General features: G+C 51.0%; 9 protein-coding genes, 1 tRNA gene, 3 rRNA genes and 1 other annotated feature. Of the genes, 4 read left to right on the top strand and 9 right to left on the bottom strand.

Features of this window, described 5'->3' with window-relative positions:
- Positions 1–21 precede the first annotated feature (21 nt).
- From rrf to rluD, 7 genes are all read right to left on the bottom strand, one after another.
- Positions 22–137, bottom strand: a 5S ribosomal RNA gene (gene rrf / locus HGD79_RS21895).
- A 95-nt stretch (positions 138–232) separates the two neighbouring features.
- Positions 233–3,138: ribosomal RNA gene (locus HGD79_RS21890) — 23S ribosomal RNA — on the bottom strand.
- Between the two features lie 184 nt (positions 3,139–3,322).
- Positions 3,323–3,398 (bottom strand) — tRNA-Glu (locus HGD79_RS21885).
- Positions 3,399–3,569: 171 nt separating this feature from the next.
- Positions 3,570–5,111, bottom strand: a 16S ribosomal RNA gene (locus tag HGD79_RS21880).
- Together the 16S, 23S and 5S rRNA genes with 1 tRNA gene alongside form the textbook arrangement of a ribosomal RNA operon.
- Positions 5,112–5,554: 443 nt before the next feature.
- Entirely contained in the window at positions 5,555–8,128 is a 2,574-nt protein-coding gene (gene clpB, locus HGD79_RS21875; RefSeq protein ID WP_001235102.1) for an ATP-dependent chaperone ClpB, read from the bottom strand.
- 129 nt (positions 8,129–8,257) lie between these two features.
- Positions 8,258–8,989, bottom strand: a complete 732-nt coding sequence (gene yfiH, locus HGD79_RS21870; protein WP_000040149.1) for a purine nucleoside phosphorylase YfiH — start codon at positions 8,987–8,989, stop codon at positions 8,258–8,260.
- Positions 8,986–9,966, bottom strand: coding sequence for a 23S rRNA pseudouridine(1911/1915/1917) synthase RluD (gene rluD / locus HGD79_RS21865; protein ID WP_001592513.1), 981 nt, complete (start codon positions 9,964–9,966; stop codon positions 8,986–8,988). The genes yfiH and rluD overlap by 4 nt, the downstream gene beginning before the upstream one ends.
- Positions 9,967–10,100: 134 nt before the next feature.
- On the opposite strand from rluD, the gene bamD reads away from it, so the two are divergent.
- The 4 genes from bamD (at position 10,101) to pheA (ending at position 12,860) form a co-directional block, all read left to right on the top strand.
- Complete coding sequence (bamD, locus tag HGD79_RS21860) at positions 10,101–10,838, top strand: outer membrane protein assembly factor BamD (protein ID WP_000197686.1); 738 nt, start codon at positions 10,101–10,103, stop codon at positions 10,836–10,838.
- Between the two features lie 270 nt (positions 10,839–11,108).
- Positions 11,109–11,450: a ribosome-associated translation inhibitor RaiA gene (raiA, locus tag HGD79_RS21855; protein ID WP_000178456.1), complete on the top strand. Its 342-nt coding sequence runs from the start codon at positions 11,109–11,111 to the stop codon at positions 11,448–11,450.
- Between the two features lie 102 nt (positions 11,451–11,552).
- Positions 11,553–11,678 (top strand) — a sequence feature (Phe leader region).
- The gene (gene pheL, locus HGD79_RS21850; protein WP_001386991.1) at positions 11,554–11,601 is read left to right on the top strand and encodes a pheA operon leader peptide PheL; all 48 of its coding nucleotides are present in this window, start codon (positions 11,554–11,556) and stop codon (positions 11,599–11,601) included. (Overlaps the previous feature by 48 nt.)
- Before the next feature lie 21 nt (positions 11,679–11,699).
- Complete coding sequence (gene pheA / locus HGD79_RS21845; protein WP_000200116.1) at positions 11,700–12,860, top strand: bifunctional chorismate mutase/prephenate dehydratase; 1,161 nt, start codon at positions 11,700–11,702, stop codon at positions 12,858–12,860.
- Between the two features lie 42 nt (positions 12,861–12,902).
- On the opposite strand, the gene tyrA is transcribed toward pheA, so the two are convergent.
- Complete coding sequence (gene tyrA, locus HGD79_RS21840; RefSeq protein ID WP_000225202.1) at positions 12,903–14,024, bottom strand: bifunctional chorismate mutase/prephenate dehydrogenase; 1,122 nt, start codon at positions 14,022–14,024, stop codon at positions 12,903–12,905.
- Between the two features lie 10 nt (positions 14,025–14,034).
- Positions 14,035–15,105 carry a 3-deoxy-7-phosphoheptulonate synthase AroF gene (gene aroF / locus HGD79_RS21835; RefSeq protein WP_001168054.1) on the bottom strand — a complete coding sequence of 357 codons (1,071 nt, stop codon included), beginning with the start codon at positions 15,103–15,105 and terminating at the stop codon, positions 14,035–14,037.
- Positions 15,106–15,184: the final 79 nt, after the last annotated feature.

Below are 15,184 nucleotides of genomic sequence, written 5' to 3'. Positions count from 1 at the left end.
TGGCCTTTCGCTTAATTTGATGCCTGGCAGTTCCCTACTCTCGCATGGGGAGACCCCACACTACCATCGGCGCTACGGCGTTTCACTTCTGAGTTCGGCATGGGGTCAGGTGGGACCACCGCGCTACGGCCGCCAGGCAAATTCTGTTTTATCAGACCGCTTCTGCGTTCTGATTTAATCTGTATCAGGCTGAAAATCTTTCTCTCATCCGCCAAAACAGCTTCGGCGTTGTAAGGTTAAGCCTCACGGTTCATTAGTACCGGTTAGCTCAACGCATCGCTGCGCTTACACACCCGGCCTATCAACGTCGTCGTCTTCAACGTTCCTTCAGGACTCTCAAGGAGTCAGGGAGAACTCATCTCGGGGCAAGTTTCGTGCTTAGATGCTTTCAGCACTTATCTCTTCCGCATTTAGCTACCGGGCAGTGCCATTGGCATGACAACCCGAACACCAGTGATGCGTCCACTCCGGTCCTCTCGTACTAGGAGCAGCCCCCCTCAGTTCTCCAGCGCCCACGGCAGATAGGGACCGAACTGTCTCACGACGTTCTAAACCCAGCTCGCGTACCACTTTAAATGGCGAACAGCCATACCCTTGGGACCTACTTCAGCCCCAGGATGTGATGAGCCGACATCGAGGTGCCAAACACCGCCGTCGATATGAACTCTTGGGCGGTATCAGCCTGTTATCCCCGGAGTACCTTTTATCCGTTGAGCGATGGCCCTTCCATTCAGAACCACCGGATCACTATGACCTGCTTTCGCACCTGCTCGCGCCGTCACGCTCGCAGTCAAGCTGGCTTATGCCATTGCACTAACCTCCTGATGTCCGACCAGGATTAGCCAACCTTCGTGCTCCTCCGTTACTCTTTAGGAGGAGACCGCCCCAGTCAAACTACCCACCAGACACTGTCCGCAACCCGGATCACGGGTCCACGTTAGAACATCAAACATTAAAGGGTGGTATTTCAAGGTCGGCTCCATGCAGACTGGCGTCCACACTTCAAAGCCTCCCACCTATCCTACACATCAAGGCTCAATGTTCAGTGTCAAGCTATAGTAAAGGTTCACGGGGTCTTTCCGTCTTGCCGCGGGTACACTGCATCTTCACAGCGAGTTCAATTTCACTGAGTCTCGGGTGGAGACAGCCTGGCCATCATTACGCCATTCGTGCAGGTCGGAACTTACCCGACAAGGAATTTCGCTACCTTAGGACCGTTATAGTTACGGCCGCCGTTTACCGGGGCTTCGATCAAGAGCTTCGCTTGCGCTGACCCCATCAATTAACCTTCCGGCACCGGGCAGGCGTCACACCGTATACGTCCACTTTCGTGTTTGCACAGTGCTGTGTTTTTAATAAACAGTTGCAGCCAGCTGGTATCTTCGACTGATTTCAGCTCCATCCGCGAGGGACTTCACCTACATATCAGCGTGCCTTCTCCCGAAGTTACGGCACCATTTTGCCTAGTTCCTTCACCCGAGTTCTCTCAAGCGCCTTGGTATTCTCTACCTGACCACCTGTGTCGGTTTGGGGTACGATTTGATGTTACCTGATGCTTAGAGGCTTTTCCTGGAAGCAGGGCATTTGTTGCTTCAGCACCGTAGTGCCTCGTCATCACGCCTCAGCCTTGATTTTCCGGATTTGCCTGGAAAACCAGCCTACACGCTTAAACCGGGACAACCGTCGCCCGGCCAACATAGCCTTCTCCGTCCCCCCTTCGCAGTAACACCAAGTACAGGAATATTAACCTGTTTCCCATCGACTACGCCTTTCGGCCTCGCCTTAGGGGTCGACTCACCCTGCCCCGATTAACGTTGGACAGGAACCCTTGGTCTTCCGGCGAGCGGGCTTTTCACCCGCTTTATCGTTACTTATGTCAGCATTCGCACTTCTGATACCTCCAGCATACCTCACAGTACACCTTCACAGGCTTACAGAACGCTCCCCTACCCAACAACGCATAAGCGTCGCTGCCGCAGCTTCGGTGCATGGTTTAGCCCCGTTACATCTTCCGCGCAGGCCGACTCGACCAGTGAGCTATTACGCTTTCTTTAAATGATGGCTGCTTCTAAGCCAACATCCTGGCTGTCTGGGCCTTCCCACATCGTTTCCCACTTAACCATGACTTTGGGACCTTAGCTGGCGGTCTGGGTTGTTTCCCTCTTCACGACGGACGTTAGCACCCGCCGTGTGTCTCCCGTGATAACATTCTCCGGTATTCGCAGTTTGCATCGGGTTGGTAAGTCGGGATGACCCCCTTGCCGAAACAGTGCTCTACCCCCGGAGATGAATTCACGAGGCGCTACCTAAATAGCTTTCGGGGAGAACCAGCTATCTCCCGGTTTGATTGGCCTTTCACCCCCAGCCACAAGTCATCCGCTAATTTTTCAACATTAGTCGGTTCGGTCCTCCAGTTAGTGTTACCCAACCTTCAACCTGCCCATGGCTAGATCACCGGGTTTCGGGTCTATACCCTGCAACTTAACGCCCAGTTAAGACTCGGTTTCCCTTCGGCTCCCCTATTCGGTTAACCTTGCTACAGAATATAAGTCGCTGACCCATTATACAAAAGGTACGCAGTCACACAGATTGCTCTGTGCTCCCACTGCTTGTACGTACACGGTTTCAGGTTCTTTTTCACTCCCCTCGCCGGGGTTCTTTTCGCCTTTCCCTCACGGTACTGGTTCACTATCGGTCAGTCAGGAGTATTTAGCCTTGGAGGATGGTCCCCCCATATTCAGACAGGATACCACGTGTCCCGCCCTACTCATCGAGCTCACAGCATGTGCATTTTTGTGTACGGGGCTGTCACCCTGTATCGCGCGCCTTTCCAGACGCTTCCACTAACACACACACTGATTCAGGCTCTGGGCTGCTCCCCGTTCGCTCGCCGCTACTGGGGGAATCTCGGTTGATTTCTTTTCCTCGGGGTACTTAGATGTTTCAGTTCCCCCGGTTCGCCTCATTAACCTATGGATTCAGTTAATGATAGTGTGTCGAAACACACTGGGTTTCCCCATTCGGAAATCGCCGGTTATAACGGTTCATATCACCTTACCGACGCTTATCGCAGATTAGCACGTCCTTCATCGCCTCTGACTGCCAGGGCATCCACCGTGTACGCTTAGTCGCTTAACCTCACAACCCGAAGATGTTTCACTTCAGAGTTGCGAAAATTTGAGAGACTCACGAACAACTTTCGTTGTTCAGTGTTTCAATTTTCAGCTTGATCCAGATTTTTAAAGAGCAAATATCTCAAACAAGACTTAACAGTCTGTTTTGAGATATTGGGGTCGGCGACTTTCACTCACAAACCAGCAAGTGGCGTCCCCTAGGGGATTCGAACCCCTGTTACCGCCGTGAAAGGGCGGTGTCCTGGGCCTCTAGACGAAGGGGACACGAAAATTGCTTATCACGCGTTGCGTGATATTTTCGTGTAGGGTGAGCTTTCATTAATAGAAAGCGAACGGCCTTATTCTCTTCAGCCTCACTCCCAACGCGTAAACGCCTTGCTATTTACTTTTCATCAGACAATCTGTGTGAGCACTGCAAAGAACGCTTCTTTAAGGTAAGGAGGTGATCCAACCGCAGGTTCCCCTACGGTTACCTTGTTACGACTTCACCCCAGTCATGAATCACAAAGTGGTAAGCGCCCTCCCGAAGGTTAAGCTACCTACTTCTTTTGCAACCCACTCCCATGGTGTGACGGGCGGTGTGTACAAGGCCCGGGAACGTATTCACCGTGGCATTCTGATCCACGATTACTAGCGATTCCGACTTCATGGAGTCGAGTTGCAGACTCCAATCCGGACTACGACGCACTTTATGAGGTCCGCTTGCTCTCGCGAGGTCGCTTCTCTTTGTATGCGCCATTGTAGCACGTGTGTAGCCCTGGTCGTAAGGGCCATGATGACTTGACGTCATCCCCACCTTCCTCCAGTTTATCACTGGCAGTCTCCTTTGAGTTCCCGGCCGGACCGCTGGCAACAAAGGATAAGGGTTGCGCTCGTTGCGGGACTTAACCCAACATTTCACAACACGAGCTGACGACAGCCATGCAGCACCTGTCTCACGGTTCCCGAAGGCACATTCTCATCTCTGAAAACTTCCGTGGATGTCAAGACCAGGTAAGGTTCTTCGCGTTGCATCGAATTAAACCACATGCTCCACCGCTTGTGCGGGCCCCCGTCAATTCATTTGAGTTTTAACCTTGCGGCCGTACTCCCCAGGCGGTCGACTTAACGCGTTAGCTCCGGAAGCCACGCCTCAAGGGCACAACCTCCAAGTCGACATCGTTTACGGCGTGGACTACCAGGGTATCTAATCCTGTTTGCTCCCCACGCTTTCGCACCTGAGCGTCAGTCTTCGTCCAGGGGGCCGCCTTCGCCACCGGTATTCCTCCAGATCTCTACGCATTTCACCGCTACACCTGGAATTCTACCCCCCTCTACGAGACTCAAGCTTGCCAGTATCAGATGCAGTTCCCAGGTTGAGCCCGGGGATTTCACATCTGACTTAACAAACCGCCTGCGTGCGCTTTACGCCCAGTAATTCCGATTAACGCTTGCACCCTCCGTATTACCGCGGCTGCTGGCACGGAGTTAGCCGGTGCTTCTTCTGCGGGTAACGTCAATGAGCAAAGGTATTAACTTTACTCCCTTCCTCCCCGCTGAAAGTACTTTACAACCCGAAGGCCTTCTTCATACACGCGGCATGGCTGCATCAGGCTTGCGCCCATTGTGCAATATTCCCCACTGCTGCCTCCCGTAGGAGTCTGGACCGTGTCTCAGTTCCAGTGTGGCTGGTCATCCTCTCAGACCAGCTAGGGATCGTCGCCTTGGTGAGCCGTTACCCCACCAACAAGCTAATCCCATCTGGGCACATCCGATGGCAAGAGGCCCGAAGGTCCCCCTCTTTGGTCTTGCGACGTTATGCGGTATTAGCTACCGTTTCCAGTAGTTATCCCCCTCCATCAGGCAGTTTCCCAGACATTACTCACCCGTCCGCCACTCGTCAGCGAAGCAGCAAGCTGCTTCCTGTTACCGTTCGACTTGCATGTGTTAGGCCTGCCGCCAGCGTTCAATCTGAGCCATGATCAAACTCTTCAATTTAAAAGTTTGATGCTCAAAGAATTAAACTTCGTAATGAATTACGTGTTCACTCTTGAGACTTGGTATTCATTTTTCGTCTTGCGACGTTAAGAATCCGTATCTTCGAGTGCCCACACAGATTGTCTGATAAATTGTTAAAGAGCAGTGCCGCTTCGCTTTTTCTCAGCGGCGCGGGGTGTGCATAATACGCTTTCCCGCTACAGAGTCAAGCATTTATTTTTGCTTTCTCTGCCGGAATTCTCAGGAGAACCCCGCTGACCCGGCGGCGTGTTTGCCGTTGTTCCGTGTCAGTGGTGGCGCATTATAGGGAGTTATTCCGGCCTGACAAGCGAAAAATATAAAAACTTTATCGTTCGCTCATTTTTCAGGCAAAACATCTTAAATATAGTCTTTTCCGTCTAACTTATAGACAAAAACGAGCCCCGAAGGGCTCGTTTTATCATTTACTGGACGGCGACAATCCGGTCTTCATTAACTTCCAGGCGAATCACTTTACCCGGAACCAATTCACCAGACAGTATTTGCTGTGCCAGCGGGTTTTCGATCTGCTGCTGGATAGCACGTTTCAAAGGACGTGCACCATAGACTGGATCGTAACCGTTCTCGCTCAGCAGTTTCAGCGCCTCGTCAGAAATGTGGATTTCATAACCACGTTCTTCCAGACGTTTGTACAGACGTTTCAACTGAATCTGCGCAATCGAGGCAATGTGCTGTTCACCCAGCGGATGGAAGACCACCACTTCATCAATACGGTTAATGAATTCCGGACGGAAGTTATGGCTTACCACACCGAGCACCAGCTCTTTCATGTGCGCATAATCCAGTTCACCGAAGCGTTCCTGAATCAAATCGGAACCGAGGTTAGAGGTCATAATGACAACCGTATTACGGAAGTCGACCGTTCTCCCCTGCCCGTCAGTCAGACGACCATCATCCAGTACCTGCAACAGAATGTTGAAGACATCCGGATGCGCTTTTTCCACTTCATCCAGCAGGATGACGGAATACGGACGACGACGCACAGCTTCGGTCAGGTAGCCACCTTCTTCATAACCGACATATCCCGGAGGCGCACCAACCAGACGAGACACCGAGTGTTTCTCCATAAACTCGGACATATCGATACGGACCATCGCCTCGTCGCTATCAAACATAAAGTTCGCCAGCGCCTTACAAAGCTCAGTTTTCCCCACACCCGTTGGGCCGAGGAACAGGAATGAACCAATCGGGCGATTTGGATCCGCCAACCCCGCACGGCTACGGCGAATAGCGTTAGATACCGCATCAACCGCTTCGTTCTGACCAATGACGCGATGGTGCAGTTCTTGTTCCATACGCAGCAGTTTTTCGCGCTCGCTTTCCATCATGCGAGAAACCGGAATCCCCGTCCAACGCGCCAGCACTTCAGCAATTTCGGCATCGGTCACTTTATTACGCAACAGACGCATAGTTTTGCCTTCGAGCTGCGTTGCGGCTTCCAGTTGCTTTTCCAGTTCCGGGATTTTGCCGTATTGCAGTTCAGACATCCGCGCCAGGTCCCCCACACGGCGAGCCTGTTCAATAGCGATTTTCGCCTGTTCCAGTTCCGCTTTAATGGTCTGCGTACCAGAAAGCGATGCCTTCTCTGCTTTCCACTCTTCTTCTAACTCGGAGTACTGACGTTCTTTGTCGCTCAGTTCTTCGTTGAGCATATCCAGGCGTTTTTTACTGGCTTCATCAGACTCTTTCATTAACGCCTGTTGTTCCAGTTTGAGCTGGATGATACGACGATCGAGTCGGTCGAGTTCTTCTGGTTTTGAGTCAATCTGCATACGAATGCTGGATGCTGCTTCATCGATCAGGTCGATGGCTTTATCCGGCAGCTGACGGTCAGCAATGTAGCGATGAGACAACGTCGCCGCTGCAACAATTGCCGGGTCAGTAATTTGCACATGGTGGTGCAATTCGTAACGTTCTTTCAGGCCACGCAGAATCGCAATGGTATCTTCAACGGAAGGCTCGGCAACAAACACTTTCTGGAAACGACGTTCCAGCGCAGCATCTTTTTCAATGTACTGGCGATATTCGTCAAGCGTCGTGGCACCTACGCAGTGCAATTCACCACGCGCCAGCGCCGGTTTCAGCATGTTTCCGGCGTCCATTGCGCCATCGGCTTTACCCGCGCCGACCATGGTATGTAATTCGTCGATAAACAGGATGACGTTGCCTTCCTGTTTGGCAAGATCGTTAAGCACGCCTTTTAAACGTTCTTCAAACTCACCGCGATATTTCGCCCCAGCCACCAGCGCGCCCATATCCAGCGCCAGTACGCGGCGGCCTTTCAATCCTTCCGGCACTTCGCCGTTGATAATACGCTGCGCCAGACCTTCAACGATGGCAGTTTTACCGACGCCGGGTTCACCAATCAGTACCGGGTTATTTTTAGTACGACGTTGCAGCACCTGAATGGTACGGCGAATTTCTTCATCACGACCAATCACCGGATCGAGTTTGCCCTGTTCGGCTCGTTCGGTAAGGTCGATGGTATATTTTTTCAAAGCCTGACGTTGGTCTTCAGCACCTTGATCGTTCACGCTTTCACCTCCACGCATTTGTTCAATCGCTTGAGTAATGTTGGCGGTGGTCGCCCCTGCTGCTTTCAGGATGTCGGCCAGCGTGCCGCGAGACTCAAGTGCCGCCAGAACGAACAGTTCTGACGAGATAAAGTTATCACCACGTTTTTGCGCCAGCTTGTCGCAAAGATTAAGAACGCGCACCAGATCCTGTGATGGCTGGACATCACCACCAGTACCTTCAACCTGCGGTAAACGATTTAATGCCTGATTGATATCTGTGCGCAACTGGCCAGCATTGATGCCAGCGGATGTTAATAAAGGACTAACCGAACCCCCTTCCTGATTCAGCAGGGCGCTCATTAAATGAAGTGGTTCGATAAATTGGTTGTCGTGCCCGAGTGCAAGTGATTGGGCATCGGCAAGAGCAAGCTGGAATTTATTAGTAAGACGATCCAGACGCATAACTCCTCCCATAACGGATCAAAGTTGCTACTGGAGATTAAATGAGGTCATCCCTCAATTATTCAAGGTTATTGACCAGATTAATGTGAAAAGAAAATCACGCGTACCGGATCGTCTTGATTCTTTAGGTTATATCAGCCAAATGAAACTTGCCATACGACCGGTGGTCTTGTCGCGACGATAAGAGAAGAAAGTCTCATTTTCCGTATATGTACAACGGTCGCCGCCGAAAATTTGCTCAACACCCACGTTCGCCAGACGCTGCCGGGCAAGCTGATAAATATCCGCCAGATACTTATCACCATGCTGAATGAAAGCTGCACTTGCTTTAGCGTCTACTGCCATAAACGCCTCGCGAACCTCCACCCCCACTTCGAACGCGCGTGGACCAATTGCCGGCCCTAACCAGGCGAGAATATTTTCCGGATTATCAGCAAAACAGGAAACCGTCTCTTCCAGCACGCCTGCGCACAGTCCACGCCAGCCAGCATGAGCGGCGGCGACTTCCGTTCCCACTCGATTGCAAAACAGCACAGGGAGGCAGTCGGCAGTCATCACTGCGCAAACCGTGCCAGGCGTATTGCTATAAGAGGCATCAGCTCGTTTTGAGGCATAAGGTTCGCCAGTAAGCTTAAGCACATCTTTGCCGTGTACCTGCTCAAGCCAGACCGGTTTAGAAGGCAAATTGCCCGCAGCAAAAAGTCGCTTGCGATTCTCCTCAACGTGATCCGGGTTATCGCCACAATGGGCACCGAGGTTGAGTGAGTCATACGGGGGCAAGCTCACGCCGCCGATACGAGTAGAGCTACAGGCCGCAACACCTTTTGGCAGCGGCCACTGCGGGACAATCAGCTTACTCATAACCAGTCCACTTCATCCTTATGCTCTTCGAAATCGGCGCGCATCACCTCAATCAGCTCCACCATATCTTGTGGAATAGGCGCATGCCATTCCATTTCGATGCCGGAGATCGGGTGATAAAGACGCAACATGGTTGCATGTAGCGCCTGGCGGTCAAATTTACGCAGCGTGGAGATAAATGCTTCCGAAGCACCTTTTGGCGGACGCGGACGGCCACCATAAACCGGATCGCCCACCAGCGGATGAGTGATATGGGCCATATGCACGCGGATCTGGTGCGTACGTCCAGTCTCCAGACGCAACCGCAGACGCGTGTGCACACGGAAGTGTTCCATGATGCGATAGTGAGTGACCGCCGGTTTGCCCATGGGATGCACCGCCATGTGAGTACGTTTGGTCGGGTGGCGGCTGATTGGTTCATCTACTGTACCGCCAGCAGTCATATGACCAATTGCCACCGCTTCATACTCACGAGTAATTTCACGCCTTTGCAAAGATTCGACTAAACGCGTCTGAGCCGGAACAGTTTTTGCCACAACCATCAGGCCAGTGGTGTCTTTATCCAGACGATGGACGATGCCCGCACGCGGTACATCGGCAATGGGCGGATAGTAATGAAGCAACGCATTCAGTACCGTGCCATCCGGGTTACCCGCGCCAGGATGTACCACCAGGTCGCGCGGTTTATTAATGACGATGATATCTTCATCTTCATAGACGATATCCAGCGGGATATTCTGCGGTTCAAAACGCGCTTCTTCTTCAATCTCAGCGTTGATGGCAACCTGCTCGCCACCCAATACTTTTTCTTTCGGCTTATCACAAACTTTGCCGTTTACCAGCACGCGCTGGTCGAGGATCCATTCTTTTATTCGCGAACGTGAATAATCCGGGAACATTTCGGCCAAAGCCTGATCTAAGCGTTGACCGAGTTGGTTTTCGGACACCGTTGCAGTGAGCTGTACTCGTTGTGCCATATATACTGCTTCTTCGTTTATCGTTGGGGTTTTACGGCTTTGCCGTTTAATATAGTGTGCTATTGTAGCTGGTCTTAACCGGGAGCAGGAACAGAGAATCTCCCGTATTACATTTTGAGGAAAGTCAAAACGTCATGACGCGCATGAAATATCTGGTGGCAGCCGCCACACTAAGCCTGTTTTTGGCGGGTTGCTCGGGGTCAAAGGAAGAAGTACCTGATAATCCGCCAAATGAAATTTACGCGACTGCACAACAAAAGCTGCAGGACGGTAACTGGAGACAGGCAATAACGCAACTGGAAGCGTTAGATAATCGCTATCCGTTTGGTCCGTATTCGCAGCAGGTGCAGCTGGATCTCATCTACGCCTACTATAAAAACGCCGATTTGCCGTTAGCGCAGGCTGCCATCGATCGTTTTATTCGCCTTAACCCGACCCATCCGAATATCGATTATGTCATGTACATGCGTGGCCTGACCAATATGGCGCTGGATGACAGTGCGCTGCAAGGGTTCTTTGGCGTTGACCGTAGCGATCGCGATCCTCAACATGCACGAGCTGCGTTTAGTGACTTTTCCAAACTGGTGCGCGGCTATCCAAACAGTCAGTACACCACCGATGCCACCAAACGTCTGGTATTCCTGAAAGATCGTCTGGCGAAATATGAATACTCCGTGGCCGAGTACTATACAGAACGTGGCGCATGGGTTGCCGTCGTTAACCGCGTAGAAGGAATGTTGCGCGACTACCCGGATACCCAGGCTACGCGTGATGCGCTGCCGCTGATGGAAAATGCATACCGTCAGATGCAGATGAATGCGCAAGCTGAAAAAGTAGCGAAAATCATCGCCGCAAACAGCAGCAATACATAACAGAAACCTGAAATACAAAACGGCAGCCCTTGAGCTGCCGTTTTTTTATTCTGTTAGTTGTGAAACTGAAGCGATTTAGTCACTATCGATCTCATCAAATATGGCTCGCTTTGAGATATTCCTCAAGTAAAAAAACACCTCTTCCTGCGATTTCTCACAAAAAAGATTCGTTGACAAAAAGTGACAAAATTATGAGATTCCCATCACACATTTTGACATCAGGAGCGGTATGCTGAATTCACCAAGACGGGAAGACAAGAGGTAAAATTTATGACAATGAACATTACCAGCAAACAAATGGAAATTACTCCGGCCATCCGCCAACATGTCGCAGACCGTCTCGCCAAACTGGAAAAATGGCAAACACATCTGATTAATCCACATATCATTCTGTCCAAAGAGCCACAAGGGTTTGTTGCTGACGCCACAATCAATACACCTAACGGCGTTCTGGTTGCCAGTGGTAAACATGAAGATATGTACACTGCAATTAACGAATTGATCAACAAGCTGGAACGGCAGCTCAATAAACTGCAGCACAAAGGCGAAGCACGTCGTGCCGCAACATCGGTGAAAGACGCCAACTTCGTCGAAGAAGTTGAAGAAGAGTAGTCCTTTATATTGAGTGTATCGCCAACGCGCCTTCGGGCGCGTTTTTTGTTGACAGCGTGAAAACAGTACGGGTACTGTACTAAAGTCACTTAAGGAAACAAACATGAAACACACACCGTTTTTCTTCGCATTCTTTTTTACCTTCCCCTGAATGGGAGGCGTTTCGTCGTGTGAAACAGAATGCGAAGACGAACAATAAGGCCTCCCAAATCGGGGGGCCTTTTTTATTGATAACAAAAAGGCAACACTATGACATCGGAAAACCCGTTACTGGCGCTGCGAGAGAAAATCAGCGCGCTGGATGAAAAATTATTAGCATTACTAGCAGAGCGGCGCGAATTGGCCGTCGAGGTAGGAAAAGCCAAACTGCTCTCGCATCGCCCGGTACGAGATATTGATCGTGAACGCGATTTACTGGAAAGATTAATTACGCTCGGTAAAGCGCACCATCTGGACGCCCATTACATTACTCGCCTGTTCCAGCTCATCATTGAAGATTCCGTATTAACTCAGCAGGCTTTGCTCCAGCAACATCTCAATAAAATTAATCCGCACTCAGCACGCATCGCTTTTCTCGGCCCCAAAGGTTCTTATTCCCATCTTGCGGCGCGCCAGTATGCTGCCCGTCACTTTGAGCAATTCATTGAAAGTGGCTGCGCCAAATTTGCCGATATTTTTAATCAGGTGGAAACCGGCCAGGCCGACTATGCCGTCGTACCGATTGAAAATACCAGCTCCGGTGCCATAAACGACGTTTACGATCTGCTGCAACATACCAGCTTGTCGATTGTTGGCGAGATGACGTTAACTATCGACCATTGTTTGTTGGTCTCCGGCACGACTGATTTATCCACCATTAATACGGTCTACAGCCATCCGCAGCCATTCCAGCAATGCAGCAAATTCCTTAATCGTTATCCTCACTGGAAGATTGAATATACCGAAAGTACGTCTGCGGCAATGGAAAAGGTTGCACAGGCAAAATCACCGCATGTTGCTGCGTTGGGAAGCGAAGCTGGCGGCACTTTGTACGGTTTGCAGGTACTGGAGCGTATTGAAGCGAATCAGCAACAAAACTTCACCCGATTTGTGGTGTTGGCACGTAAAGCCATTAACGTGTCTGACCAGGTTCCGGCGAAAACGACGTTGTTAATGGCGACCGGGCAACAAGCCGGTGCGCTGGTTGAAGCGTTGCTGGTGCTGCGCAACCACAATCTGATTATGACCCGTCTGGAATCACGCCCGATTCACGGTAATCCATGGGAAGAGATGTTTTATCTGGATATTCAGGCCAATCTTGAATCAGCGGAAATGCAAAAAGCATTGAAAGAGTTAGGGGAAATTACCCGTTCAATGAAGGTATTGGGCTGTTACCCAAGTGAGAACGTAGTGCCTGTTGATCCAACCTGATGAAAAGGTGCCGGATGATGTGAATCATCCGGCACTGGATTATTACTGGCGGTTGTCATTCGCCTGACGCAATAACACGCGGCTTTCACTCTGAAAACGCTGTGCGTAATCGCCGAACCAGTGCTCCACCTTGCGGAAACTGTCAATAAACGCCTGCTTATCGCCCTGCTCCAGCAACTCAATCGCCTCGCCGAAACGCTTATAGTAACGTTTGATTAACGCCAGATTACGCTCTGACGACATAATAATGTCGGCATAAAGCTGCGGATCCTGAGCAAACAGTCGCCCGACCATCGCCAGCTCAAGGCGGTAAATCGGCGAAGAGAGCGCCAGAAGTTGCTCAAGCTGAACATTTTCTTCTGCCAGATGCAGCCCATAAGCAAAAGTAGCAAAGTGGCGCAGAGCCTGAATAAACGCCATATTCTGATCGTGCTCGACAGCGCTAATACGATGCAGCCGAGCGCCCCAGACCTGAATTTGCTCCAGAAACCATTGGTATGCTTCCGGCTTACGTCCATCACACCAGACCACAACTTGCTTTGCCAGGCTACCGCTGTCCGGGCCGAACATCGGGTGTAACCCCAGTACCGGGCCATCGTGCGCCGCCAGCATGGCCTGTAATGGTCCATTTTTCACTGATGCCAGATCAACCAGAATACAATCTTTCGGTAAAGGCGGTAATTTGCCGATAACTTGCTCAGTAACGTGGATTGGCACACTAACAATCACCATTCCGGCATCGGCAACAATATCAGCCGCTCGATCCCAGTCATGTTGCTCCAGAATCCGCACCTGATAACCCGATAGTGTCAGCATCTTCTCGAACAGGCGTCCCATCTGACCGCCACCGCCGACGATAACCACCGGACGCAGTGACGGACAAAGTGTTTTAAATCCTTTGTCGTTTTCACTGGAGTAAGATTCACGCATCATCCGACGCAAAACATCCTCAATCAGATCTGGCGGTACACCCAGAGCTTCCGCCTCTGCACGACGCGAGGCCAACATAGATGCCTCGCGCTCCGGAACATAAATAGGCAGTCCAAAGCGGCTTTTCACCTCGCCCACTTCAGCAACCAGTTCCAGACGCTTCGCTAATAAATTCAGCAGCGCTTTATCGACTTCATCAATTTGATCGCGTAATGCGGTCAATTCAGCAACCATAATAAACCTCTTAAGCCACGCGAGCCGTCAGCTGCCCGTTCAGATCCTGATGAATTTCACGCAGCAAGGCATCGGTCATTTCCCAGCTAATGCAGGCATCGGTTACGGATACACCGTATTTCATTTCACTGCGCGGTTGCTCGGAAGACTGATTGCCCTCGTGGATATTACTTTCGATCATCAGACCAATAATTGAGCGATTGCCATCTTTGATTTGAGCAACCACGGATTCTGCCACCGCAGGCTGACGGCGATAATCTTTATTGGAATTACCGTGGCTGCAATCTACCATCAGAGACGGGCGCAGTCCCGCCTGTTCCATCTCTTTTTCACATTGCGCAACATCCGCAGGGCTATAGTTCGGCGCTTTACCACCGCGCAGGATGACATGCCCGTCCGGATTCCCCTGAGTTTGTAGCAACGCAACCTGCCCTGCCTGGTTAATGCCAACAAAACGGTGCGGCTGGGCGGCGGCGCGCATAGCGTTAATTGCTGTTGCCAGACTGCCGTCGGTGCCGTTTTTAAAACCAACCGGCATGGAAAGCCCGGAGGCCATTTCACGGTGAGTTTGCGATTCCGTTGTACGAGCACCAATTGCTGACCAGCTAAACAGATCGCCCAGGTATTGCGGGCTATTCGGATCTAACGCTTCCGTCGCCAGTGGCAGTCCCATATTCACCAGCTCAAGCAGCAATTTACGCGCGATCTGCAGCCCGGCTTCTACATCAAAAGAGCCATCCATATGGGGATCGTTAATTAACCCTTTCCAGCCGACAGTGGTACGGGGTTTTTCAAAATAGACGCGCATTACCAGATAGAGGCTATCGCTGACCTCTGCGGCAAGGGCTTTAAATCGACGAGCATATTCCAGAGCAGTTTCCGGATCATGAATGGAACAAGGACCACATACTACCAGCAGACGAGGATCGCGCCCGGCGATAATATCTGAAATGGTTCTACGCGAGTCAGCAATCTGGGCTTCTTGTTGCAGGCTCAATGGAAAAGCGGCCTTCAGTTGTTCCGGAGTCATTAAAACCTGTTCGTCGGTAATATGTACGTTATTCAGCGCGTCTTTTTGCATGATGGCGATCCTGTTTATGCTCGTTTGCGATAGTTGATCCTCAGCGAGGATGACGTAACGATAACACATAAAGTAAAGT

The sequence above is a fragment of the Escherichia sp. SCLE84 genome (assembly GCF_012584495.1).
Lineage (GTDB): Bacteria > Pseudomonadota > Gammaproteobacteria > Enterobacterales > Enterobacteriaceae > ECMA0423.
This window is presented reverse-complemented; position numbering and strand designations above follow the sequence as displayed.